The sequence below is a fragment of the Caballeronia sp. J97 genome (assembly GCF_905220305.1).
GTDB lineage: Bacteria > Pseudomonadota > Gammaproteobacteria > Burkholderiales > Burkholderiaceae > Caballeronia.
Window position 1 is genome coordinate 37,391 of the sequence record NZ_CAJMZL010000036.1, and the last position, 22,984, is coordinate 60,374.

17 protein-coding genes are annotated in these 22,984 nt (G+C 65.9%); 8 read left to right on the forward strand and 9 right to left on the reverse strand.

Going from position 1 to position 22,984, the window contains the following annotated elements; all coding sequences use genetic code 11:
• Positions 1–62 precede the first annotated feature (62 nt).
• The 4 genes from U4Y90_RS31030 to tauA all read right to left on the reverse strand — a co-directional run bounded on the left by U4Y90_RS31030 (position 63) and on the right by tauA (position 3,733).
• Entirely contained in the window at positions 63–434 is a 372-nt protein-coding gene (locus U4Y90_RS31030; RefSeq protein WP_321800431.1) for an RcnB family protein, read from the reverse strand.
• A gap of 452 nt (positions 435–886) precedes the next feature.
• Positions 887–1,792: an ABC transporter permease subunit gene (locus U4Y90_RS31035; RefSeq protein ID WP_415749432.1), complete on the reverse strand. Its 906-nt coding sequence runs from the start codon at positions 1,790–1,792 to the stop codon at positions 887–889.
• Positions 1,785–2,600, reverse strand: a complete 816-nt coding sequence (locus U4Y90_RS31040; protein ID WP_321800433.1) for a taurine ABC transporter ATP-binding protein — start codon at positions 2,598–2,600, stop codon at positions 1,785–1,787. The genes U4Y90_RS31035 and U4Y90_RS31040 overlap by 8 nt, the downstream gene beginning before the upstream one ends.
• Positions 2,601–2,656: 56 nt before the next feature.
• Positions 2,657–3,733 (reverse strand): taurine ABC transporter substrate-binding protein, encoded by a 1,077-nt coding sequence (gene tauA, locus U4Y90_RS31045; RefSeq protein ID WP_321800435.1) that lies wholly within the window; start codon positions 3,731–3,733, stop codon positions 2,657–2,659.
• A gap of 252 nt (positions 3,734–3,985) precedes the next feature.
• On the opposite strand from tauA, the gene U4Y90_RS31050 reads away from it, so the two are divergent.
• Positions 3,986–6,712 carry a LuxR C-terminal-related transcriptional regulator gene (locus tag U4Y90_RS31050; RefSeq protein WP_321800437.1) on the forward strand — a complete coding sequence of 909 codons (2,727 nt, stop codon included), beginning with the start codon at positions 3,986–3,988 and terminating at the stop codon, positions 6,710–6,712.
• Between the two features lie 46 nt (positions 6,713–6,758).
• Here U4Y90_RS31050 and U4Y90_RS31055 read toward each other — a convergent pair whose 3' ends face one another.
• Together U4Y90_RS31055 and U4Y90_RS31060 are read right to left on the reverse strand one after the other, a co-directional pair.
• Positions 6,759–7,226, reverse strand: a complete 468-nt coding sequence (locus U4Y90_RS31055; protein ID WP_321800438.1) for a MaoC family dehydratase — start codon at positions 7,224–7,226, stop codon at positions 6,759–6,761.
• A 19-nt stretch (positions 7,227–7,245) separates the two neighbouring features.
• Positions 7,246–8,889: a fatty acid--CoA ligase gene (locus U4Y90_RS31060; protein WP_321800439.1), complete on the reverse strand. Its 1,644-nt coding sequence runs from the start codon at positions 8,887–8,889 to the stop codon at positions 7,246–7,248.
• A gap of 224 nt (positions 8,890–9,113) precedes the next feature.
• On the opposite strand from U4Y90_RS31060, the gene U4Y90_RS31065 reads away from it, so the two are divergent.
• Complete coding sequence (locus U4Y90_RS31065) at positions 9,114–10,553, forward strand: TldD/PmbA family protein (RefSeq protein WP_321800441.1); 1,440 nt, start codon at positions 9,114–9,116, stop codon at positions 10,551–10,553.
• Positions 10,550–11,890, forward strand: coding sequence for a TldD/PmbA family protein (locus U4Y90_RS31070; protein WP_321800443.1), 1,341 nt, complete (start codon positions 10,550–10,552; stop codon positions 11,888–11,890). Before U4Y90_RS31065 ends, U4Y90_RS31070 begins: the two co-directional genes overlap by 4 nt.
• Before the next feature lie 24 nt (positions 11,891–11,914).
• On the opposite strand, the gene gspD is transcribed toward U4Y90_RS31070, so the two are convergent.
• Positions 11,915–13,990 (reverse strand): type II secretion system secretin GspD, encoded by a 2,076-nt coding sequence (gspD, locus tag U4Y90_RS31075; RefSeq protein ID WP_321800444.1) that lies wholly within the window; start codon positions 13,988–13,990, stop codon positions 11,915–11,917.
• Between the two features lie 399 nt (positions 13,991–14,389).
• On the opposite strand from gspD, the gene U4Y90_RS31080 reads away from it, so the two are divergent.
• The 3 genes from U4Y90_RS31080 (at position 14,390) to U4Y90_RS31090 (ending at position 19,399) form a co-directional block, all read left to right on the forward strand.
• A complete protein-coding gene (locus U4Y90_RS31080) occupies positions 14,390–14,779 on the forward strand; it encodes a hypothetical protein (protein ID WP_321800446.1) in 390 nt (129 codons plus the stop codon).
• A 37-nt stretch (positions 14,780–14,816) separates the two neighbouring features.
• A complete protein-coding gene (gene bamA / locus U4Y90_RS31085) occupies positions 14,817–17,111 on the forward strand; it encodes an outer membrane protein assembly factor BamA (RefSeq protein ID WP_321800448.1) in 2,295 nt (764 codons plus the stop codon).
• Positions 17,112–17,176: 65 nt separating this feature from the next.
• Positions 17,177–19,399 carry an LPS-assembly protein LptD gene (locus U4Y90_RS31090; protein ID WP_415749433.1) on the forward strand — a complete coding sequence of 741 codons (2,223 nt, stop codon included), beginning with the start codon at positions 17,177–17,179 and terminating at the stop codon, positions 19,397–19,399.
• Here U4Y90_RS31090 and U4Y90_RS31095 read toward each other — a convergent pair.
• A complete protein-coding gene (locus tag U4Y90_RS31095; protein WP_321800452.1) occupies positions 19,390–20,142 on the reverse strand; it encodes a response regulator transcription factor in 753 nt (250 codons plus the stop codon). The genes U4Y90_RS31090 and U4Y90_RS31095 overlap by 10 nt on opposite strands.
• A 3-nt stretch (positions 20,143–20,145) precedes the next feature.
• Positions 20,146–20,439: a DUF2866 domain-containing protein gene (locus U4Y90_RS31100; protein WP_321800454.1), complete on the reverse strand. Its 294-nt coding sequence runs from the start codon at positions 20,437–20,439 to the stop codon at positions 20,146–20,148.
• A gap of 198 nt (positions 20,440–20,637) precedes the next feature.
• Here U4Y90_RS31100 and U4Y90_RS31105 point away from each other — a divergent pair, with 198 nt between their 5' ends.
• Together U4Y90_RS31105 and U4Y90_RS31110 are read left to right on the forward strand one after the other, a co-directional pair.
• A complete protein-coding gene (locus U4Y90_RS31105) occupies positions 20,638–22,284 on the forward strand; it encodes an ATP-binding protein (RefSeq protein WP_321800456.1) in 1,647 nt (548 codons plus the stop codon).
• Positions 22,285–22,287: 3 nt separating this feature from the next.
• On the forward strand, positions 22,288–22,980 hold the full coding sequence (locus U4Y90_RS31110; protein ID WP_321800457.1) for a response regulator: 693 nt from the start codon (positions 22,288–22,290) through the stop codon (positions 22,978–22,980).
• The last annotated feature ends 4 nt before the right edge of the window (positions 22,981–22,984 follow it).

Sequence of the window (22,984 nt, forward strand, 5' to 3'; positions counted from 1 at the left end):
TGAAGTGAAGGTGAAGTGAGTTGGCGAGCGGCTCGGGACGCTAAGGCGACCCGATCGGGATATCAGCGCGACGACGCGACAATGCTCGAAATGACGCCTGTGGCGACAGCCGCCAGCACGAAGTCGCCGTTGACCTGCACCCACTGATAGCCGGACGGCGGGGCATGCAGGTCACGCGCGCGCCAGTCCTTCACGACATAGCGCGATCCACGATACGTCTGCGGAAGCCGGTCGCCGGAATGCCAGTCCTGATGCGGCACCGGACGGTGCGCGTCTCCATGTCCTCCGCCTTTGGGTGCCGCGCCGCGAGGGTTGTCGCGAGCGTCCGGCTGACGATGCTCCGGCGCCGCATCCGGTCCGCCCGGCTGGGCGAACGCGGCCGTCTGGCCGATCGTGAGCGCACAAAGAAGAGAAGCAATGGCAAATCGATTCATAAGGACCCCCGTAAAACCAATGAGAGCGATGACGCGCTCATTGATTCAACGCAATGCCTTTCGCTTCCTTACATCGGGCGAACTCGGGCGCATGAATCGTTACGATGGAGGCCTCGCAATGAACGACAGAGGTTGCCTCATGAAGTTGGGAAGTTTGCTTGTCGCAGCAGTGGTGATCAGTACTCTTGGAGGTTGCTGGTGGGGCCCGCCCCCGGGCGACTACGGCGGTGGACACTATGGCCACGGACCCGACCGGGGCGGCCCGGGCGGTGACCGTGACGGCGGCCCCGGCGGCGGACCGCGCCCGGGGCCTCAAGGTGCGGTCGCGGTGCCGCACGCATCGCAGACCGCCTAGACGCGGTGCCCGATAGTTCGTGAACGATCGATGATCGCGAGATGGCGCCGATGGAGCGGATCAGCGTTTCGCGCTCGATCCGTCGGCGGCCATCTCGTCAGACCCGGCCCTTCCACGGCACCATCGCTTTCTCCAGATAGCGCATCAGTACATCGAAGCAAAGCGCGAAAAAGCCGATGACGATGATGCCCATGATCACGACATCGCTCGCCAGGAACTCGGCCGCGTTGAGCACCATGAAGCCGAGCCCGCGCGTCGATGCGACCATCTCCGCCGCGACGAGCGTCGTCCAGCCGACACCGATGCCGATGCGCATGCCCGTGAAGATCTCCGGCAGCGCCGATTTGAGAATCACGTGGGTCACCACCTGCGTGCGCGAGGCGCCCATCGAATAGGCGGCGTGAATCTGCTCGATCGACACGGAGCGCACGCCCGCGCGCGCGGCGATCGCGAGCGGCGCGAAGATCGCCAGATAGATCAGAAACACCTTCGAGAACTCGCCGATGCCGAACCAGATGATGATGAGCGGCAGATACGCGAGCGGCGGCAGCGGCCTGTAGAACTCGATCGGCGGATCGAACACGCCGCGCGCGTGCCGCGAGACGCCCATCAGCACGCCGACGGGAATCGCCGTCACGCAGGCGAGCGCGAACGCGCCGAACACGCGCAGCAGGCTCGCCGCGACATGCTCGGTCAGCGTCGAGTTGGCGAAGCCTTCGCTCGCCACCGAGACGAACTTCGCGTACACCGCTTGCGGCGAAGGCAGGAACAGCGGCTTGACCCAGTGCATGCCGGTGATCAGAAACCAGCCGGCCACCAGCACGGCGACGGTCGCGATGCTCATCGCGAGACTGCTGCCGTAGCCCGGCACGCCGAAGGTGTCGCCCGGCTTCACCGGCTTTTTCTTCGACTGTCGCGCGGGTCCGCCCGGCGGACGCCGCGATGCGCCGATCCCGCGTTCGATCGCGGGACCGGGCACGGTCATCGATGCGCGCTTAACCATGATGAACCTCCTCGGCGTGATGAGCGGCGCGCTCGTCGCCGTAGATGATGCCGAGCACGCGCTCGCGCATTTCGATGAAATCGGGACTGGACTTGATCGCGCGCGCATCGCGGGTGGCGAGAAAGCGGCGGTTGAAATCGAGATCGTAGCTATGCGTGATCCGCCCCGGACGCGGCGACATCACGATCAGCCGGCTCGCCAGAAACAGCGCTTCCTCCACGCTGTGCGTGATGAAGAAGAACATCTTCTGCGTGCGCTGCCAGACATCGAGCAGCAGTTCCTGGATGGTCTCGCGCGTGAGGGCATCGAGCGCGGCCATCGGCTCGTCCATCAGCAGCATCGCGGGATCGCAGGTCAGCGCGCGCGCGATGCCCACGCGCTGCTGCATGCCGCCCGACAACTGATAGATCATGTGCTTGTGGAAGTCCTGAAGGCCGACGAGCGCGAGATTGCGTTTCGCGATCTCCTCGCGCTGCGCCTTCGGCACGCCTTGCAGCTTCAGGCCGAAGGTGGCGTTGTCGAGCACATTGAGCCAGGGCAGCAACGCATGCTTCTGGAACACGACGCCGCGATCGGCGCCCGGCCCTTCGACCGGTTTCCCGCTGAGCAGCATTTCGCCCGACGATGGCGCGATGAAACCCGCCATCAGCGACAAGAGCGTCGTCTTTCCGCATCCCGACGCGCCGAGCGCGACGACGAATTCGCCGTCGCTGATCGTGAGATCGATGCCATCGAGCGCATGCACGCGCTCGCCCGGGCGTCGTCCGGGAAACATCACACTGACGTTCTTCACCTGCATGCAAGCCATATGTCCTCCCGGACGCGGATGTGGCGAGGGCACGCGGCGCGCGCCCCGGCTCAGGCTCATTTCAGCTTTTCAGCCGCTTCGACGTATTCGGCCGTCACATACTTCGAATAATCCGGCAGCACGGCGTTGACCCGCTTCTGCTCCTTCAGGAAGTCCGCCGTGTCCTTCAGCGCGAACGCCGCGCGGCTCGCCGCGCCGCCGCCCAGCCATTGCTTCGATGCCTGCTCCTGTGCCGACGGATAGCCGTACAGCGCGAGCGAGCCCGGCACGTCGGCCGGCGTGCCGCCGATCGTCTTCGCGATGGCCGCCGCCTGCTGCGACTGCGCGGTCCACTTCGACGGATCGCTGCGGTACTGCGCGTCGAGGTCGGAGATGGCCTTGACGAATTTCGCCATGAAATCCTTGTGCGCCTCGCCCCACGCGCGATCGACCGCAATGCCGTCGAACGTCGGCTTGCCGAGCTTCGACAGGTCACCCGACGTGATCAGCACCTTGCCGCTCTTCTTCAGTTGCGAGAGCGCCGGGTCCCACACATAGGCCGCATCGATATCGCCGCGCTCCCACGCCGCGGCGATCTGATTCGGCTGCATGTTGAGGATCTTCACCGACGACGGATCGATGCCCCAGTGCTTCAGCGCGAACATCGTGTGATAGTGCGTCGTCGAGACGAACGGCACGCCGATGGTCTTGCCCTTCAGATCCTCCGGCTTCGCGATGCCCGAGCCGTTGCGCACGACCATCGCCTCGGCCTCGTTGATGTTGTCGAGAATCCAGAACAGTTGCGCATCGACGCCCTGACTGACGGCGGCGGCGAGCGGGCTCGATCCGATCACGCCGATCTTCACGTCGCCCGAGGCCATCGCGGTCGCCACCTTCGCGCCGGATTCGAACTGGCGCCAGTTGATCTTGTAGCCGGTCGCCTTGGCGATCGAGCCATCGGCGATGCCGACGACCCACGGATCGACGATCTGCTGGTACGCGATCGTCACTTCCTTGTCTTCGGCATGGCCGGGCTGCGCGACGCCCCACGCGCACGCGGCGATCGCGAGCGTCGCCAGCGCGCGCGCCGGCAAGATCTTTCGAAGCAACCTGCCGGGCAGGCATTTCAGGCCGGAGACGCGGATCGTTTTCATGACGGTTCCTGGAGTAGTGGAAAATCGGGCTCGCCGGCGCGGCATTCCCCGTTTCGGTGCGACCCGTTGCGCGGGCAGCGGGCCGATGACCGAGTATCCACAGCGAAAAATCCAGGAAGTTAGTGCCAGACGGAAACAATCGTTGAGTCCACATTGCATCCGATCAAAGCGCGCGCCGCCATGCGATCGACCCCTGCCGGACTCGCGTATCATCGAACGAGCCTAACCGACCCCTCGCAGCCGCCGACGTATATGACCGAAGTCATCGAGCCAGTCAGGCCCACCCTTCTACTCGCCACGAAGCTCGTTCCGCCGCGGCTGCCCGCCGGCCTGATCGACCGGCCGCGGCTCGCCGATCTCGCCGCGCAGGCCGGCGACAAGCGGCTCACGGTCATCAAGGCGCCTGCCGGCTTCGGCAAGACCTCGCTCGCGCTCGCGTGGCTCGAACGGCTGCGCGGCAACGGCGCGCTCGTCGCGTGGATCTCGATCGATGCGGACGACGACGAGCCCGCCCGCTTCCTTCATCATCTCGCGCAGGCGCTGCGGCAGACATGCGGCGACATCGGCGCTTCGGCAATCGGCCTGACCGCCGAAGCCTCGCTCGTGCCCGCGCAGTCGATCGTCGCGACGCTCATCAACGAGCTGGTCGATGTCGAGGACGAGCTGTATCTCTTTCTCGACGACTATCACCTGATCGGCCTGCCGGTCGTCCGCGAGATCGTCGCGTTCTTCATCGAGCATGCGCCTTCGCATGTGCACGTCGTGGTCTGCACGCGCTCCGGCGACAGCCTGCCGCTCGCGCGTCTGCGCGCGCGCAACGAGTTGCTCGAAATCGATGCGTCGACGCTGCGCTTCGACTTCGACGAAACGCGCGCTTTCGTCGAGCGTGAATGTCCGGGCAAGCTGGACGCCGCTTCGGTCCGCTCGCTCTTCGCGAGCACCGAGGGATGGGCCGCGGCGCTGCGCATCTCCGCGTCGGTGCTGGCCCGCGAGGACTGTCGCGCGCAAACGCCGGCGACGATGCCGTCGGGCGCGTCCCGGCCGTTCGCCGCGTATATCCAGGAGATGCTGGATCGCCTGCCCGGCGACGTGGTCGAGTTCATGCTGCGCACGTCGATCGTCGAGCGGCTGAGCGCGCCGCTGTGCGAAGCGGTCACCGGCATCGCGGACAGCCAGGGCATGCTGGAGACGATCGTCGCGCGCCAGCTCCTGCTGGAACCCACGGATATCGAGGGACGCGGGTTCCGCTATCACCATCTGATGCGCGACTATCTGCGCCAGCGGCTCGAAACGCGGTATCGCCACGAGGTCGCCGGCCTGCATCTGCGCGCGTGCCGGTGGTACGCGCGCGAAGCCCGGTGGACCGACGCCGTCAGGCACGCCCTCGCGGCGGGCGCGACCGACGAAGCGTTTGCGCTGATGAGCCGTTGCGCGATGACGCTCGTCATGAAGGGCGATCTGCTCACGCTGCTCGGCTGGCAACGCGAGTTTCCGGCCGAACTGATGCGATCGCAGTTGCAGGTCAGGCTGGCGATCGCCTGGGGCATGGCGCTCGCGCTGCGTTTCGACGACGCGCTCGCGATGGCCGACGCACTGGAGCGCGACGCCGCCGACACCGCCGAGGCGGAGCATCTGCGCCGGGAATGTCTGTCGATCCGCGCGGTGCTGGCCGCGCTGCAGGACGATCCGCAGCGCGCGCTCGCGCTCGCGCGGACCTGTCTCGAACGGCCGTCGAGCGATCTCTGGACGGTCAACGTCGTCTCCAACGTCATGCGTTACGCGCACTGGAAAGCGGGCGATCTCGCGGCGCTGTACGCAACGCCCTGGATTCCCTGCTCGATCGAGGACGATCAGCGCAACGTGGTCACGCCGGTCTATCGGCTGTGCCTGCTCGGCCATGTCGAAATGCAGCAACTGCACTTCGGGCTGGCCGAGCAGTACTTCACGGAGTCGATGCATCTGGCCGAGCACTACTGCGGTCCGCAATCCGTCTCCGCCGCCCTGTGCGCGCCGATGCTGGCGCAGTTGCGCTACGAACAGGGACGCCTCGACGAGGCCGAAGCGCTGCTCCTCGATCTGATGCCCGTCATCGATCTGGCGGACTTTCTCGATAACGTACTGATCGCCTATCGCGTGCTGATCCGGATCGCGATCGCGCGCTCGAACGCGACGCATGCCTACGCGCTGCTCGATCGCGCGCAGATGCTCGGGCACAAGCGCGGATGGCGTCGCCTGATCGCGGGGGCGCTCGCCGAACGCACGCGGCTGCATCTGCGGGAAGGAAGGATGACGGAGGCGTCGGCGTGCGTCGCTCAGCTCGACGCGCTCGCGGCCCGCGATCCGGAGCCGGGCGCGCCCGTGCCGGCCGAGATCGACGACTATCGCGCGCTCGCCGCGGCTTGCGTCGCGATGAACCAGGATCACACGCGCGAAGCCGTCGAACTGCTGAACGCGGCGCAGCAAAGAGCGGAAAGCCGCCACAACCATTACCTCGGCTTGCGCCTGCGCACCACGCTCGCGCTTGCGTGCATGAACGCAGGCCAGCGCGGCGCGGCGGTCGAAGTCATGAGCGAGGTCGTGAAGCTGGCCGGGCCCGTGGGACTGCATCAGTCGATCCTCGATCAGGGGCCGCAGATCGGCCCGCTGCTGCAGGCGGTGCGGGACGATACGCGCAACACCGCGCAGACGCGGGAAGTGCTGGCATACGTCGATCGGCTGCTGGAGGGCTGGCGCGCGCAGTATCGGCCCGCGGGGCGATCCCCGCGTGACGCCGAGCGCGAGTCGCTGAGCGCGCGGGAACGCGATATCGTCGCGCTGATCGCGCGGGGCTTGTCGAACAAGGAAATCGCACGCGATCTCGGGATTGCGCCCGAGACGGTCAAGTCGCACGTCAAGAGCATTTTCGTGAAACTGGCGGTCGACAAGCGCGCGCATGCCGTCGCGCGCGCGCAGGCGCTGGGGCTCGTGCGCGACGCCTGACCCCGGACGAAAAATTCGACTCGCCTGCTGACGCAGAAACGTTATTTCATCCGACCAGCATGGCCAGCGTTTCCGCGATGAGCGCGGGCTTGTCCTCGCCCTCGATCTGCAGCTCGTTCATCGTCTTGACGATGACGCGGCCGCCGCCCCTTCTCTCGACCGACAGCAGGCTCACGCGATTGCGCACGCGCGCGCCCGCTTTCACGGGCGTCATGAAGCGCACCTTGTCCAGCCCGTAGTTGAGGCCGGCGCTCGCGTCCTCGGGAATGAGGCCGATCTGCATCGCGAGCGGCGCCAGCAGCGACAGCGTCAGATAGCCGTGCGCGATGGTCCCGCCGAACGGACTCTCGCGCGCCGCGCGTTCGACATCGACGTGGATCCACTGCCTGTCGCCGGTGCATTGCGCGAATGCGTCGATGCGCGCCTGATCCACGACCGTCCAGCCGGACACGCCCAGCTCCCGGCCCACGAACGTTTCGATCGACGCGATGCTGTATTGCTCGATGCCAGGCATTGCTCCGCTCCTTGACCGGTCACGCGAACTGCGCGCGCAGCCACTTCTTGTTGATCTTGCCGACGCTCGTCTTCTCCAGCCCTTCCACGAACCTGACGACCTGCGGCACCGCATACTTCGAGATGCGTCCCGATACGCTGAACGACAGCACATGATGCTTGATGTCGTCCTCGGTGACGATGGCGTCGCCGTCGACCACCACGAGCGCCACCGGCCGCTCGCCCCATTTTTCGTCGCTGATGCCGATCACCGCGACTTCCGCGACGCCCGGATGCATCGAGATCAAACTTTCGACTTCGAGCGACGAAATCCATTCGCCGCCGGACTTGATCACGTCCTTCATGCGGTCGGTGATCTGGAGATTGCCGGCCGCGTCGACGCTCGCGATGTCCTGCGTGTGCAGATAGCCGCCGCTCCAGAGCTGCGCGGACGCTTCCGGGTTGTTCAGATAGCCTTGCGCGAGCCAGGGCGCGCGGGCGACGATTTCCCCGTTCGCCCGGCCGTCGCGCGCGACGTCCTTCATGTCCGCGTCGACGATGCGCACGTCGACGAGCGGTATCGGCGCGCCGGTCTTGCAGCGCAGACGCACCTGCTCGTCGAGGTCGAGCGCTTCGTCGCCGGGCTTCAGTTGCGCGAGGCTCAGCACCGGACACGTCTCCGACATGCCGTAACCCGTGAACACGTCGATGCCGCGATCGAGCGCGGCGCGCGCGAGCCCGTGCGTCAGCGCTCCGCCGCCGATGATCACCTTCCACTTGCTGAAATCGGCCGATTCCGCCTCGTTGCAGGTGAGCAGCATGTGCAGGATCGTGCCGACGCAGTGCGAGAACGTGACGCCTTCGTCGCGCATCAGGTTCACGAGGCGGTCCGGCGCGTAGCGGCCCGGATAGACCTGCTTCACGCCCAGCATCGTGGCGATGTAGGGCATGCCCCATGCGTGCACATGGAACATCGGCGTGAGCGGCATGTAGACGTCGCCGCGATGAAAGCGCTGGCCCGATTGCGGGCTCGACAACGCCGCCATCACCGTGATGGTATGCAGCACAAGCTGACGATGCGAGAAGTAGACGCCCTTCGGCAAACCCGTCGTGCCGGTGGTGTAGAAGGTCGTGGCGCGCGTGTTCTCGTCGAAGTCCGGGAAGTCGTAGTGATCGGACGCGGCGGCGAGCATCGCTTCGTATTCGGTCGCGAACGGGATTTTGTGCGCGCGAATCTCGCTGTCGGCCTCGTCGATCAGGATGAAGGTGCGCACCGTCTCGAGCTGATCCCTGATGGCCTCCAGCACCGGCAGGAAATCGGTGTGAACGAGCAGCACGTCCGCGCCCGAATGATTGATCGTGTACGCGATCTCCGCATGCGACAGGCGCACGTTCACCGTCTGCAGAATGGCGCCCATCATGGGCACGGCGAAATAGCATTCGAGATAGCGATGGCTGTCCCAGTCCATCACCGCGACCGTGCTGCCGTGCCGCACGCCGAGCCGGCTCAGGCCGTTCGCGAGGCGCGCGATGCGTTCGCGCAGGGTCCTATAGGTCATCCGAAGCTGGCCCCGATAGACGATTTCCTGGTTCGGCGCCTGCACGAACGGCGTGTGCAGCAATTGCCTGATCAGCAACGGATAGGCATAAGCCGACGGCGCGGCGGCCTGGACGTCGTCCCGCATCTTTGTCTCCTAGTCTCGAATTCTGGATGATGAACCGGCCGCGCCGCTTTGCTGCGGTGTCGTTCCGGTGCGTGAATGATCGAAGGGAAAGCGCTCCGGAACCATCCCCTGAACGGGGGAGCGCGGGTGATGCGGGCGGTTAATATGTGACGTGGTCGCGCGGCGGGTCAACCCTGCTTTCGATCGCGCTTGCTTCGGAATCGACTGGAGAATGAGGCGACGACATGACCGATGAACCGCTCGACGCGCCGATCCGCGCACTCGCCAGCACGGCGGACTTCTACTCCGTGCGCTTCGTCGACGAACGCACCGACGATCATCAGGTACGCAACGACATCGCGCAGCCGCTGCGAAGCGTGCGCGACCGCGGCGCGATGCTCACTGCATGGCGCGGCGCCGGCGCGGGCTACGCGGCGACGCCGGATATGACCGCGGCGGGGCTGCAGGCGGCGCTCGACATCGCCACGCGCCGCGCCGAATCGGGCGCGCGGCTCGCGCTCGTCGATCACCGGCGCGTGGCGCGTCCGTCGGCGAGCGGCGCGTACGCGTCGCCGGGCATCACGGAGGCGCTGCCGTCCCGCCGCGACTGGCTTGCGCGACTCGCGCACGAATGCGCGGCGGCGCGGGTCGATGCGCGCATCGTCGAGCGCGTCGCGTCCGTGCAGGTCACCGAACGCGAGCAGGTCTTCGTCACGAGCGACGGCGTGCGCATCGCGCAGCGCTTCCGATACGTGATGCCGCAACTCACCGTCGTCGCGCATGAGGGCGGCGATACCCAGGTCCGCACGCTCGGCGGCGACTACGGCACCATCGCGCAAGGCGGCGTCGAGATACTCGGCCGCTTCGGCTTCGACGGCGCGGGCGAGCGGCTCGCCCACGAGGCGCTCGCGCTGCTCGCCGCGCCGAACTGCCCGAGCGGCGTGCGCGATCTGCTCCTCATGCCCGACCAGATGATGTTGCAGATTCACGAGTCGATCGGGCATCCGCTCGAACTCGACCGGATTCTCGGCGACGAGCGCAACTTCGCCGGATCGAGCTTCGTGAAGCCCGCGTTCTTCGGGCATTATCGATACGGCTCGCCGCTTCTGAACGTCACGTTCGATCCCGGCGTGCCCGCCGAAGTCGCATCGTACGCGTTCGACGACGACGGCGAGCCGGCGCGCAAGCACTATCTGATCCGCGACGGCGTGCTCGAACGCGCGCTCGGCGGCGCGCTCTCGCAGCAGCGCGCGGGCATCGCGGGCGTCGCGAATTCGCGCGCGACGAGCTGGAACCGTCCGCCCATCGACCGCATGGCCAACCTGAACATCGAGCCCGGCGCGAGCTCGCTCGACGAGATGATCGCCGGCATCGAACACGGCATCCTGATGCGCACGAACACGTCCTGGTCCATCGACGATCAACGCAACAAGTTTCAGTTCGGCTGCGAGTTCGGGCAGCTCATCGAGAACGGCGAGCTCACGCAGGTCGTGCGGCAGCCGGGCTACCGGGGCATATCGGCGACTTTCTGGCAGAGCCTCGCCGCCGTCGGCAACGACGCCACGCGCGGCGTGTACGGCACGGCGCTGTGCGGCAAGGGCGAGCCGATGCAGATCGTGCGCGTGGGCCATGCGTCGCCCGCATGCGTGTTTCGCAACGTGGATGTGTTCGGAGGCACGCGATGAGCACGGCGACGATCGACTGGCAACGCCACTTCATGATGCTCGCCGACGGCATCGGTCAAGCGCTCGGGCCGGGCGAAACGGCCCTGACGACGCTCGCCGCCGAGCAATCCGATTTCGTGCGCTTCAACGCGGGCAAGGTGCGCCAGATCGGACACGTGTCGCAGGGCACGTTGACCGTGAGGCTCATCGAGGACGAACGGCAGGCATATTCGACGCTCACGATTTGCGGCGACGCGCAGGCGGACCGCGACGCCATCGCCGACACGCTCGCCACGCTGCGCGAGGCGCTCCGCGACGCGAGCCCCGATCCGCATCTGCTCGTCGATTCGTCGGTATGGACCGAGACCACGCGGCGGCGCGGCAGGCTGCCGGACATCGAATCCCTGCTGGACGTGGTCGAACGATGTGCGGCGCGGCTCGACTTCGTCGGCTTCTACGCGGGCGGATCGATGGCGCGCGGCTTTGCGTCGTCGCACGGCAGCCGAGGTTGGTACGAGGTCGAAAACTTCAATTTCAGCGGATCGCTCTACGATGCGACCGGGCGCGCGATCAAGACCGCCTATGCCGGCGACACATGGCGCGACGAAACCTTCGCGAGCAGGATCGAAGCCGCCGCGGCCCGCTTGCCGGTGCTCGCGCGCACGCCGCGCACGCCGGGCCCGGGGCGCTATCGCGCGTGGCTCGCGCCGGCGGCGCTGGCCGAACTGATCGGCACCGCGTCGTTCACGGCGTTCTCGGCGCGCCAGCAGGCGACGGCGCGCAGCGAGTTCTATCGTCTCAATCGCGGCGAGGCGTCGCTCGATGAACGCGTCACGCTGATCGAAGACCTCGATCTCGACATCGCGCCGCGCTTCAGCGAGGACGGCTACCGGCGCGAAACCGTGCCGCTCATCGATGCGGGCCGTGGCGCGCAGCAGCTCACCAATGCGCGCACGGCACGCGAATACGGGCTGCGTCCCAACGGCGCGCCCGCCAGCGAGATGCCGGTCTCGCTGTCGATGCAGGGCGGCGATCTCGCCGACGCCGACGTGCTCGCCGCGCTCGACACCGGCCTGTATGTGGGCAACCTGTGGTACGTGAACTTCTCCGACCGGATGGATTGCCGGCTGACCGGCATGACGCGTTTCGCGACGTTCTGGGTGGAGCACGGCGAGATCGTCGCGCCCGTCGACGCGATGCGTTTCGACGACAGCCTCTACCGGCTCCTCGGAAGCGAGCTCGAACGGCTCGGCGCGACGACGGAACTGCTTCTGAACGACTCGACATGGAACGAGCGCTCGACCGGCGGCATGCGGCTGCCGGGCCTGCTCGCGCGCAGCTTCAGCCTCACGCTCTGAAACCCGCCGCCAGCGCTGGAATGCCTAGCGCGGCGCAACGCCGGAAGCGGGCGCGGCCTCCGCGGCAGACCGCACGCGAGTCAGATCGATCACGTTGCTCGCATCGCCGTGATTCTGACCGTCGACCTGAGGAAGCGCCGGCACGGTGTCGTCCTTCTCCAGCCAGTTCTCGGTCTTGTACGCGTTCGACCGTGCCTGCATGTAGCCGTAGCGATCGGCGGCGATGGCCTGAAGCATGGACGCGTCCCGGACGATCACGGGCCGCAGGAAGATCAGCAGATTCGTTTTCTGCCGGGTCTTCGTCTCGTGCCTGAACAACGCGCCCAGCACGGGAATCTTCGATACCCACGGCACGCGCGTGTTGCCGTTCGTGTAGTTGTCGCTGATCAGTCCGCCGAGCACCACGATCTGTCCGTCATCGGCAAGGATGGTCGTCTGCAGGGATCGCTTGTCGATGCTGTAGCCGCCCGCCTGATCCGCGGTCCCGCTCTGGACCGCCGAGTCTTCCTGATAGACCTGCAACGTGACCGTTCCGCCCTGGTTGATCTGCGGCTTGACGTTCAACATCACGCCGACATCCTTGCGGTCGTACGTATTGAAAGCCGACACCGACGATGAACTCGTCGTGTTCGTCGAATACGAGCCGGACTCGATCGGCACATTGGTCCCGACCAGAATGCGGGCTTCATGATTGTTCAGCGTGATGAGGCTCGGGGTCGACAGCACGTTCACGTCCGAGTTCGACTGGAGCGCGCGAAACAGGCCCTTGGTGCCGAGTATGTTCCCGAACCCCGCGATCAGGCCGACATTCGTGGTCGTCGCGGCAACCGACTGCAACCCCGCCGTGGTCAGCCATTCGATGCCGAACTCGCCTTCCTTGTCGGACGCCACTTCCATGATCAGCGATTCGATGTAGATCTGAATCTTGCGCTGATCCAGCCGCGCGATGACCGTGCTGAGGTTTCTGAACACCGGCTCGGGCGCGGTGACGATCACCGAATTCGTCGAGACGTCCGCGACGATTTCGCCGGTTCCCTTGTCTTCGTGATCGTCGCCGGACTTCGACTGCGCATTGTTGCCGCCGAAAGGGCTATTGGACGAAGACGATGCCGCGCTGCTCGACGATGCGCTTTCGGCGCTGCTAGGCAATGGCGGCAGTGTGCCGTTGCTGCTCGGCAGGCCGGATGAACCTGTCGCGTTGCCGGCGTTGCCCGCGCTCGCCTGCGAATCGCCGCCGCCCGACTGCCCCAGAATCCGTCGAAGCGTCTTGGCCACGTCGGCGGCATCCGCGTTGCGCAAGGTGACGATATGAATATTGCCGGGCGCTCGCGTCGGCGTGTCCAGCTTGACGATGAGGGCTTCCGCTTCCTGCAGCCGGGCCGCGCCGCTCGAACGGAGCACGACCGCATTGCTGCGCGTGTCGGGCGTGACGACGACTTTCTGCGTCGCATCGTTGTTGCCGATGCCGCTCGGATCCAGCAGCTTCTGCGCCTGTTGAGCGACCGCCGTCGCATCCGCGAAATTCAGTTGAACGACGGAAATATGCGGACGCGACGCGCCCTCGACGCCCGCGATGATCGATGCGATCCTTCGGACGTTGTCCGCGTAGTCGGTCACGATCAGCGTGTTGTTGCTCGGGTTCGCGCTGATCGTATTGTTCGGCGATATGAGCGGTCTGAGCGTCGGCAACAGACTGTTTGCCGACTCCGTGCGAAGCTGGAACACCTGCGTGACGATCTGATCGCCCTTCGCGACAGGCTGATTGCCGACATACGTGGGCACGCCCTGAACCTTGGCTTCCGCTTCGGGCACGATCTTGAGCACACCGTGATCCTGCAACAGCGAGTAGCCTTGCATGCGCAATGCGGACTGCAGGGTTTTGAGCGCTTCGTCTTCGGAAACCGGATTCTCCGAGACGAGGTCGAGCTGGCCCTTCACTCGCGGATCGACGACGATGGTTTTCCCGGTCGCCAGTCCGATTGCGCGCGCCACTTCGCCGATCTCGACGTGCGAGAAGTTCATCACCACGGACGCGAACAACAGATGCGAATACGTTGCGATGAGCGTGACGCCAGCCAGCCGCGCCGCGCGGCGCAGCACGGTTTGTATTCGGATGGATTTGAAAGTGCGGAGACGGTGCGGCTGAACGCGCCTCGCGCTTAGTGACAGAAACCGGGTCCAAACGTTTTCATTGACGGGCATTCGACTGCTTCAGCGTATTGTGTCATCCAGAATGATCGGATCGGGGAGAGGGCATCGGCGTGCTTGCGACGATGAATTCGACTTGCGCGGCCACTATACGCGATGCAGACCGCTCAAGAAGCGCCTGGTAAGTTTCGGTTAGGGCCCGTTCCGGCATCTCACCGGATATTTCCATTTGTTGCCTGCCACGCCTGAAGAATCAGGATTACCGCGCAACATGCCGTAAAGGCGGGGTAACCCAACCCGCGCCGCATTTTCCTAGACTGTGCGCCTTTCGACATCCGGCTTCGAACGCACATGCGCCCGGCACTCACCATCGATTCACTCGCGGGCTTTCAGCTCAGCGATGACGGCGGCTATCTCGTCGTCGATGCGCGCTCGGGTTCCTCGATCGCGCTGCATTGCTCAGTCATGCACGAGATGCTCGCGGCGCTCGCTCACGCCATCGCGCACTCCGAAAGAATCCGCCAGAAGAGCTGCGCGACCAAGTTCACGATGCATTGCGCGGGCTGGGAAGTGGCGCTCGACGCCGACGGCACCGGCGCGCTGATTCTGTCCTTCGCGCTTCAGGGCGGCGCCCAGCTCTCGTTTCGCATTCGCCGCGACAGCGCGATGCAGTTCCACGAAGTCATCGGCGCGGCCACCGGCCAGTGCCTGCCCGCCATCGGCAACGCGTCGGTGCAATAGCGCCCGGCCCGGCCTCATTACCCTTCCTGATCACCGAATGACGCATCACATCTTTCGCACGCTCGCGCTCGCAACGGGCGCTCTCATCAGCACGCACGCCCATGCCGACAACGCCTTCGTCGTGCGCGACATTCGCGTAGAAGGCGTGAGCCGCGTGGACCCGTCGACAGTGTTCGCCAACCTGGGCATCCGGCGCGGCGACACCTTCACCGAGACGCGCGCGACCGAAGCGATACGCGCGCTTTACGACACCGGCCTTTTCACGGACGTGAGCGTGTCGACCGAAGGCGACGTCGTCGTCGTGCGTGTCGTCGAAGCGGCGGCCATCGCGGACGTGCAGTTCGCGGGCGTGCATGAATTCGACAAGGAGAATCTGTCGAAGGCGTTGAAATCGGTGGGCCTCTCGCCGGGTCAGACCTACAACAAGGCGCTCGCCAGCCGTGCGGAACAGGAGCTCAAGCGGCAATACCTCACACGCGGCTTTTACGCCGCCGAAGTCACTACCACCGTGACGCCGCTCGATCGCGGACGCGTGCAACTGCTCTTCTCCGTCGCCGAAGGACCGAGCGCGAAGATCAGGCAGATCGGTTTTATCGGCAACACCGTATTCGACTCGAAGACGCTGCAAGACGAGATGCAGCTTGCCGCACCCAACTGGTTCTCCTGGTACACGAAGAACGATCTCTATCAGAAGGAGAAGCTCACCGGCGATCTGCAGAACCTGCGCACGTTCTATCTCGATCGCGGCTATCTCGAGTTCAGCGTGGAATCGACGCAAGTGTCGATCTCGCCCGACAAGAAGGACATGTATCTGACGATCATGCTGCACGAAGGCGAGCCCTACACCATCACGAGCGTGAAGCTCGCGGGCAATCTGCTCGGCCGCGATGCGGAGCTCTCGCGGCTCGTGACGATCGCGCCGGGCCAGCTGTTCTCGGCCACGAAGCTTCAGGACGCCACGCAGGCGCTCGTCGACCGGCTCGGCCAGTACGGCTACGCATTCGCGAGCGTCAATGCGCAGCCGCAGATCGATCAGGCGCATCACACGGTCGGCCTCACCCTGCAGGTCGATCCGGGCAAGCGCATCTATGTGCGCCGCGTCGAGGTGACCGGCAACACGCGCACGCGCGATGAAGTCGTGCGCCGCGAGATGCGCCAGTTCGAGAGCGCATGGTTCGACAGCCGGGCGCTCAAGCTCTCGAAGGACCGCATCAGCCGCCTCGGCTATTTCACCGATGTCGATGTCACCACCGTGCCCGTCGAAGGCGAGCCCGATCAGGTCGACGTGCAGATGAAGGTGACCGAGAAGCCCACCGGCGCGATCACGCTCGGCGCCGGCCTTTCGTCGACGGACAAGGTCGTGCTGTCCGCGGGCATCACGCAGGACAACGTATTCGGCTCGGGCACGAGTCTCGGCGTGAACGTCAATACGGCGAAGACCTATCGCACGCTGAGCATCACGCAGACCGATCCCTACTTCACCGTCGACGGCATTCAGCGCATCACCGACGCGTACTACAAGACGACGTATCCGCTCTATTACTCGAGCGATTCGAGTTTTCGCATCGTGAGCATGGGCGTCGACACGAAGTTCGGCATTCCGTTCTCCGAGTCCGACATGGTGTACTTCGGCGCGGGCATCGAGCAGGACCGCTTCAACACCGACTCGGACACGCCGCAATCGTATCTCGACTATGTGAGCGAGTTCGGCCGCGTCGTCAACAACGTGCCGCTCACGGCGAGCTGGAAGCGCGACAACCGCGACAGCGCGCTGGTGCCGAGCCGCGGGTACTACGTGCAGACCAACGCGGAAATCGGCACGCCGCTTGGCAACACCGAGTATTACAAGACCGATTTCACCGCGCAGTACTACCACTCGTTCTCGCGCGGCTTCGTGCTCGGGCTGAATCTTCAGGCCGGCTATGGCGCGGGTATCGGCGGCAAGTCGTATCCGATCTTCAAGAACTATTACGCGGGCGGCATCGGTTCGGTGCGCGGCTACGAATCGAGTTCGCTCGGCCCGCGCGACAAGACCACCAACGATCCGATCGGCGGCTCGAAGATGCTCGTCGCCAACATCGAGATGACGTTTCCGCTGCCCGGCACCGGCTACGACCGCACCTTGCGCGTGTTCACGTTCGTCGACGGCGGCAATGTGTGGGGCGACGAAGGCAACAGCACCGGCTCGAACGGCCTGCGTTACAGCTACGGCATGGGCCTCGAATGGATCTCGCCGATCGGCCCGCTCAAGCTGAGCCTCGGCTTTCCGATCGTGCGTCACAGCGGCGACACGTATCAGCGGTTCCAGTTTCAGATCGGCACCGCGTTTTAAGGTCTTTTCTCGTGAAAGTTCGCAAGCGGCTCGCGCTGCTGCTGCTGGGCGCACGCGCGATCGCGATGCAACCGGCCGCCGCGCAAGCCGAACTCCGTCTCGCCCCCCGGCTCGAAGACATTCCGCCCGTGTCCGGCGCGCGCCCGGCGGTGTTCGGCCTCGCGGATGCGCTGAGCGCCACGACCGACGCGGACGCATCGCTCAAGGGCCACGCCGAGTTGCGTCGCGCGAACCGCCTCGTCAAGGGCGACGCGCTCCACTACGACGCCGACACCGACCGCGCCGACGCCTACGGTCACGTGCGCCTCGTGCATGCGGGCGATGTCTTCAACGGCCCCGAAGCGCATCTGAAGATCGATGCGATGGAAGGCAGCATGAGCGCGCCGAAGTATCGCTTCCGCCTGTCCGGCGGCAGCGGCAGCGGCGAACGCGCCGACCTCGTCGACGAGGATCGTTCCGTCATTCATGACGGAACGTACACGGCCTGCGCCTGTGAGGACGATCCCGCGTGGTACGTCAAGGCGCGGCGCTTCGACATGGACAACGGCACCGACCTCGGGCTCGCGCGCGACGGCGTCCTGTTCTTTCAGGGCGTGCCCGTGCTCGCGAGCCCGTGGCTCTCGTTTCCGCTGTCGCCGGCGCGCATGAGCGGACTGCTGCCGCCGACTCTGTCGTATGGGTCGGCCAACGGCTGGGACGTGTCGCTGCCCTATTACTTCAACATCGCGCCGAACTACGATCTCACCGTCACCACGCGCGCGATGTCGCGGCGCGGCGTGATGCTGACGCCCGACTTCCGTTATCTCTCGCCGACCTACTCCGGCGAGTTGCGCGTGTCCTATCTGCCCGACGATGCGATCACGAAGCAAAAGCGCTACGCCATCGCGGTCACGCACAAGCAGGACTTCGGCGCGGGCTTCTCGGGCTACGTGAACTACAACCGCGTCTCCGATGCCGACTACACGAGCGATCTCGCCTCCGCGACGAGCTATCTCTCCGGCGCGCAGACCGTGTTCCAGCAGGAAGCGGGCGTCGCGTGGAATCACGAGCCGTGGTCCGTGCTGATGCGCGAGCAGCGCTGGCAGAGCTTCGGTTCCAGCCCGCCCTACAACCGCGAGCCCGAGATCGACGTGAACTATGCGCGCTACAACGCGGGCGGCTTCGATTTCGGCGCGCAGGTCAACGCGACGCGCTTCACCCTGTCCACCGCCGATGCGACGCAAGGCGACCGCTTCGTCTTCAATCCCTACGTCAGCTATTCGATCGACAGGCCGGGCTTCTTCTTCAAGCCGATGCTGCAGTGGCACTTCGCGTCGTACCAGTTGTCGAGCATCGGCAGCGACGCGCCATCGGGCCAGCCGCGCGAGTTCAGCGTCAATGTGCCGACGGCGAGCCTCGACACCGGCCTCGTGTTCGAGCGCTCCGTGCATCTGTTCGGCACGACGCTCACGCAGACCCTGGAGCCGCGTCTCTTCTACGTCTATACGCCGTATCGCAACCAGAACTACGCGCCGCTGTTCGACACGACCGCCGCCGATTTCGGTCTCGCGGAGATCTTCACGACCAACACCTTCGTCGGCAACGACCGCATCGCCGATCAGAACCGCGTGACAGCCGCGCTCACGACGCGCTTCATCAGCCCGGAGTCGGGCGCGGAGCTGGCGCGCTTCGTCATTGCGCAGTCGTACTCGTTCCGCACGCAGCGCGTGACGCTCGAACCGACCGACACGCCTTCGTCGGCGGATCATTCGGATCTGATCGCGGGCGCGACGCTCAACCTCGACTCGCGCCTCGCGATCGAGCAGGCGGTCCAGTTCAATCAGGAGCGCAATCAGCTCGAACGCGAGACCGCCGGCTTCGCATGGAGCCCGGGCGAGGCGCGCGTGCTCAACGTGGGTTATCGATACACGCGCGCCGATCTGGCGGTGCTCGACAATCAGCCGATCAACCAGATCGTCGCGTCGGCGCAATGGCCGCTCACGACGCATCTGTCGGGCATCGGCCGGGTGAATTTCGACATGCGCGCGCATCGCGTGACGGCGGGCCTGATCGGCCTGCAATACGATGCGCAATGCTGGTCGCTCGGCTTCGCCGCGCAGCGCTATATCGATACGTCGACGAGTTCGAGCGCGGGCAAGAGCGGCACGCGCGTGCTGATGCAATTGCAGCTGAAGGGGCTCTCGTCCGTCGATACGGGACTCATCGAGCAGTTCAAGGCGAACGTGCCGGGCTATACGCCGCTGCCGGGCAAGACAGCGGCGCCGTCCGAATTCAGCGATTACGAATGAACGGGCGTGCCCGCGGCAAAGCCCGCGCCGGACGGGCTGAACGCATAGCCGCGTCCGCGCACGGTCTGAATCAGGCGCGGCTGCGAGGGATCGTCCTCGACGATCTGCCTCAGGCGGCAGACGAGCGAGTCGACCGAACGCTCGGATAGCGCACAGCCCTGCTCGCTCAACTGGCGCGTCAGGCGCATGCGGGACATCACGATCATCGGATTGCGCGCGAACAGCGCAAGCAGCTCGATGAGCCTGTCGTGCACGTCGATGAACTCCCGCCTGCGCCTGAGCGTGCGCTTCTCCGGGTTCAGCACGAAGTCGCCGAGACGCAGTTCGGCTTCGTCCGGCGCGACCGGCGACGCGCGCGCCACGCGATGCCGCAGCAGATTACGTATGCGCGACAGGATCTCGCGCTCGTTGCACGGCATCTGCACGAAATCGTCCGCGCCGAGGCCGAGACAGGTGATGGCGTCCATCCAGCCGTGCGGCGCGCCGAGGACGAGCACCGAAACGTCCGGGTGCAGCGCGCGCAGATCGCAGAGCACGGCGGCCGTGGGGGTATCGGCGAGTTCGTTGCTGAGCAGGATCAGCGAAGGCCCCGTGCGCGCGATCTCGTCCGCGAGCGCCTGCGCATGCTGAAGCGCGCTCGTGTCGGGGTAATAATCGGAAAGGAAAGCGTGGAGTTTTTGCCTGACGCCGTCTTGCGGCTCGACGATGAGAATGCGATGCGGCTCGCGGATATCGAACTTCATCGCTTATGCCCTCGGCAATTTCGGACGGCCGAGCGCGGCGGCGTCGAGCGCGACATGGCGCTGTCCGTTGGCGTGCCGGCGCATGCGCTCGCGGATTTCGGGTTCGGTCGCCCCGACATGCACCGCGATGAACGAGCGTTCGCCGCGCAAGTTGATCCATTCGACGACGCGGCACGACGCGCCCCACGGCTGCACGATCGGCGCGGAAAGACGGCAGCCGCGCAGCTTCTGCACGGGCGCATCGGCGGCGCGCGCGACATCGCCGGAGATTTCTCCGGGCCAGGCGGGGCGTTTCATGTCGGCCCGTTTCCGTTGGGTGCTTGGCATTGCATATCTCCGTGTGAGTCGGGTTGAGGCTGCCTCCGAACTTAACGATCAAAGCGGGATGCAGCGTGGAGAAAAAGTGGAGAAGTCGTGGAGATTCACGGGGAAACTGCGTGGCGCAGGTCGCATCCACTAGAATCGCCCGTCACTCATCCTGCTTGTCGCGAAAAGGTGTCCTCATTGAAGTTCCGCTTTGGAATCGCGTGGAAGATCTTTCTTCTGGTGCTCGTCGCGTGCCTCGTCATCGCGCTGACGATGGGCTACGCGGTGCGCGTCAGCTTCGAGAACGGCTTCCTGCATTACGTGCGCGAACGCGATGCCGGCCGCGAGCGCGCCGTGATGGCGAAGGTCGCGAGCGAATACGCGGCGCACGGCGGCTGGTCGTTTCTGCGCGGCAACGACGACGCCTGGCTCGCGCTGCTCGACGACGTACAGGAGCAGTTCGTGCGGCGCGAGATCGAGGACATGCGCGCAAGCGTGCCGCCCGCGTGGCGAAGCTTTCCGGGCAGCGGCAGCGTGGCGCGCATCCTCGGGCCGCTCGGCGAGCCGTGGCACGGCCCGCACTGGGGCATGCGTCCCTCGAATGCGTTGCCGGGCGCGTTGCCCAATGCGCTCCCTTTCGCGCCATCCGAGCCGGCACGGCTGCGCGGGGAGCGCGAAATGCAGGCAGCGACCAACGCGCCGCCCGAAGCCGATGCGCCGGATCGCGCGCGCCCGCGCCATCGGGAACGCCCGCCCGCCGCGCTGTTCGACGCGGACCGCCAGCTCGTCGCCTCCACGAGCGAACCGCCGCCGCCCGACGCACCCGCGTCGCCGGTGCGCGTGCATGGCAAGATCGTCGGCTGGCTCGCCACCGCCGGGCCGACGCCGCTGACGGACGCAGCGGACATCGCATTCCAGGCGCAGCAGATGCGCGCCACCTGGCAGATCGGCGGCGTCGCCGTGATCCTCGCGGCCCTCGTCGCGATGGTGCTCGCGCGTCTCGTGCTCGTGCCCGTCAGGCGCGTGATGGCGGCCACGCATCGGCTCGCGAGCGGCGATTATGCGATCCGCGTTCCCGCGAAAAACGGCGACGAGCTCGGCAAGCTCGCATCGGATTTCAACTCGCTCGCGGATTCGCTGGAACGCGCGGAGCGCTGCCGGCGCGAGTTCATCGCGGACGTGTCGCACGAATTGCGCACGCCGCTCGCCGTGCTGCGCAGCGAGCTCGAAGCGATCGAGGACGGCGTGCATGTCTTCGACGCCGCGTCGCTCGCGTCGCTGCAGACGGAGGTCGCGGCGCTGAACAAGCTCATCGAGGATCTGTACGACCTGTCGCTGAGCGATGTCGGCATGCTGAGCTATCGCAAGGCGCCCGCGCCGGTGAACGCGCTCACGCGCACCTCGGTCGACGCGATGCGCCAGTCCTTCCGCGCGAAGCGGCTCGCCATCGACGTCGAATGCAGCGACGCGCTCTCCACGGCCGATGTCGACGTCGATGCCGCGCGCTTCGTGCAGTTGCTCAAGAACCTTCTGCAGAATTCCCTGCGCTACACCGATCCGGACGGGCGCGTGCGCGTCTCGCTCGCGGGCGCGCCGGACGACTGGACGCTCAACGTGCAGGACTCCTCGCCGGGCGTGCCCGCGGCCGCGCTGCCGCATCTCTTCGACCGCTTCTATCGCGTCGACGAATCGCGCAGCCGGCAAAGCGGCGGCGCGGGGCTCGGACTGTCGCTATGCAAGGCCATCGTCACCGCGCACGGCGGCAGCATCCGCGCGCACGACTCGGCGCAAGGCGGCGTGTCCATCACCGCGCGGTTCCCTTCCCTACGCGAGTAAGCGATGCCCGATACGTCTCCCGCCCACATTCTGATCGTCGAGGACGAGCCCAAGCTGGCCGCCGTGCTGGCGGACTATCTGCGCGTCGCGGGCCATATCGTGACGACGCTCGCCGACGGCGCGCAGGTCATTCCGTTCGTGCGACAGACGCCGCCTTCGCTGATGCTGCTCGATCTGATGCTGCCGGGACGCGGCGGCCTCGATATCTGTCGCGAGCTGCGAACGTTCTCGGAGCTGCCCGTCATCATCCTGACCGCGCGCATCGACGAGATCGACCGTCTGCTCGGACTCGAAACCGGCGCGGACGATTACGTGTGCAAGCCGTTCAGCCCGCGTGAAGTGGTCGCGCGCGTGAAGGCGATCCTGCGCCGCGCCGGCGGCGCGAACGCGGCCACGAACGGCGCGGCGGCGGGCGCGCTGCAGATCGACCCGCAGTTCCATCGCGTGATGCTCGACGGGCACGAATTGCGGCTCACGCCCATCGAGTTCCGGCTGCTGCATCTGCTGCATGTGTCGATGGGCCGGATTCTGCCGCGCTCGTTTCTGCTGGACCACGTCTACGCGGATCACCGCGTGGTCACCGACCGCACGATCGACAGCCACATCAAGAACCTGCGCCGCAAGCTGCAAGACGTGCGGCCCGAGGGCGAGATCATCGTCTCGGTGTACGGCGTCGGGTACAAGCTCGAAATCTGAGCCG

What these genes read in the sequence shown, in the direction of transcription:
- U4Y90_RS31030 (WP_321800431.1), bottom strand. Translation starts at nt 434, where the DNA reads ATGAATCGATTTGCCATTGCTTCTCTTCTTTGTGCGCTCACGATCGGC.
- U4Y90_RS31035 (WP_415749432.1), bottom strand. Translation starts at nt 1,792, where the DNA reads ATGGTTAAGCGCGCATCGATGACCGTGCCCGGTCCCGCGATCGAACGC.
- U4Y90_RS31040 (WP_321800433.1), bottom strand. Translation starts at nt 2,600, where the DNA reads ATGGCTTGCATGCAGGTGAAGAACGTCAGTGTGATGTTTCCCGGACGA.
- tauA (WP_321800435.1), bottom strand. Translation starts at nt 3,733, where the DNA reads ATGAAAACGATCCGCGTCTCCGGCCTGAAATGCCTGCCCGGCAGGTTG.
- U4Y90_RS31050 (WP_321800437.1), top strand. Translation starts at nt 3,986, where the DNA reads ATGACCGAAGTCATCGAGCCAGTCAGGCCCACCCTTCTACTCGCCACG.
- U4Y90_RS31055 (WP_321800438.1), bottom strand. Translation starts at nt 7,226, where the DNA reads ATGCCTGGCATCGAGCAATACAGCATCGCGTCGATCGAAACGTTCGTG.
- U4Y90_RS31060 (WP_321800439.1), bottom strand. Translation starts at nt 8,889, where the DNA reads ATGCGGGACGACGTCCAGGCCGCCGCGCCGTCGGCTTATGCCTATCCG.
- U4Y90_RS31065 (WP_321800441.1), top strand. Translation starts at nt 9,114, where the DNA reads ATGACCGATGAACCGCTCGACGCGCCGATCCGCGCACTCGCCAGCACG.
- U4Y90_RS31070 (WP_321800443.1), top strand. Translation starts at nt 10,550, where the DNA reads ATGAGCACGGCGACGATCGACTGGCAACGCCACTTCATGATGCTCGCC.
- U4Y90_RS31080 (WP_321800446.1), top strand. Translation starts at nt 14,390, where the DNA reads ATGCGCCCGGCACTCACCATCGATTCACTCGCGGGCTTTCAGCTCAGC.
- bamA (WP_321800448.1), top strand. Translation starts at nt 14,817, where the DNA reads ATGACGCATCACATCTTTCGCACGCTCGCGCTCGCAACGGGCGCTCTC.
- U4Y90_RS31090 (WP_415749433.1), top strand. Translation starts at nt 17,177, where the DNA reads ATGCAACCGGCCGCCGCGCAAGCCGAACTCCGTCTCGCCCCCCGGCTC.
- U4Y90_RS31095 (WP_321800452.1), bottom strand. Translation starts at nt 20,142, where the DNA reads ATGAAGTTCGATATCCGCGAGCCGCATCGCATTCTCATCGTCGAGCCG.
- U4Y90_RS31100 (WP_321800454.1), bottom strand. Translation starts at nt 20,439, where the DNA reads ATGAAACGCCCCGCCTGGCCCGGAGAAATCTCCGGCGATGTCGCGCGC.
- U4Y90_RS31110 (WP_321800457.1), top strand. Translation starts at nt 22,288, where the DNA reads ATGCCCGATACGTCTCCCGCCCACATTCTGATCGTCGAGGACGAGCCC.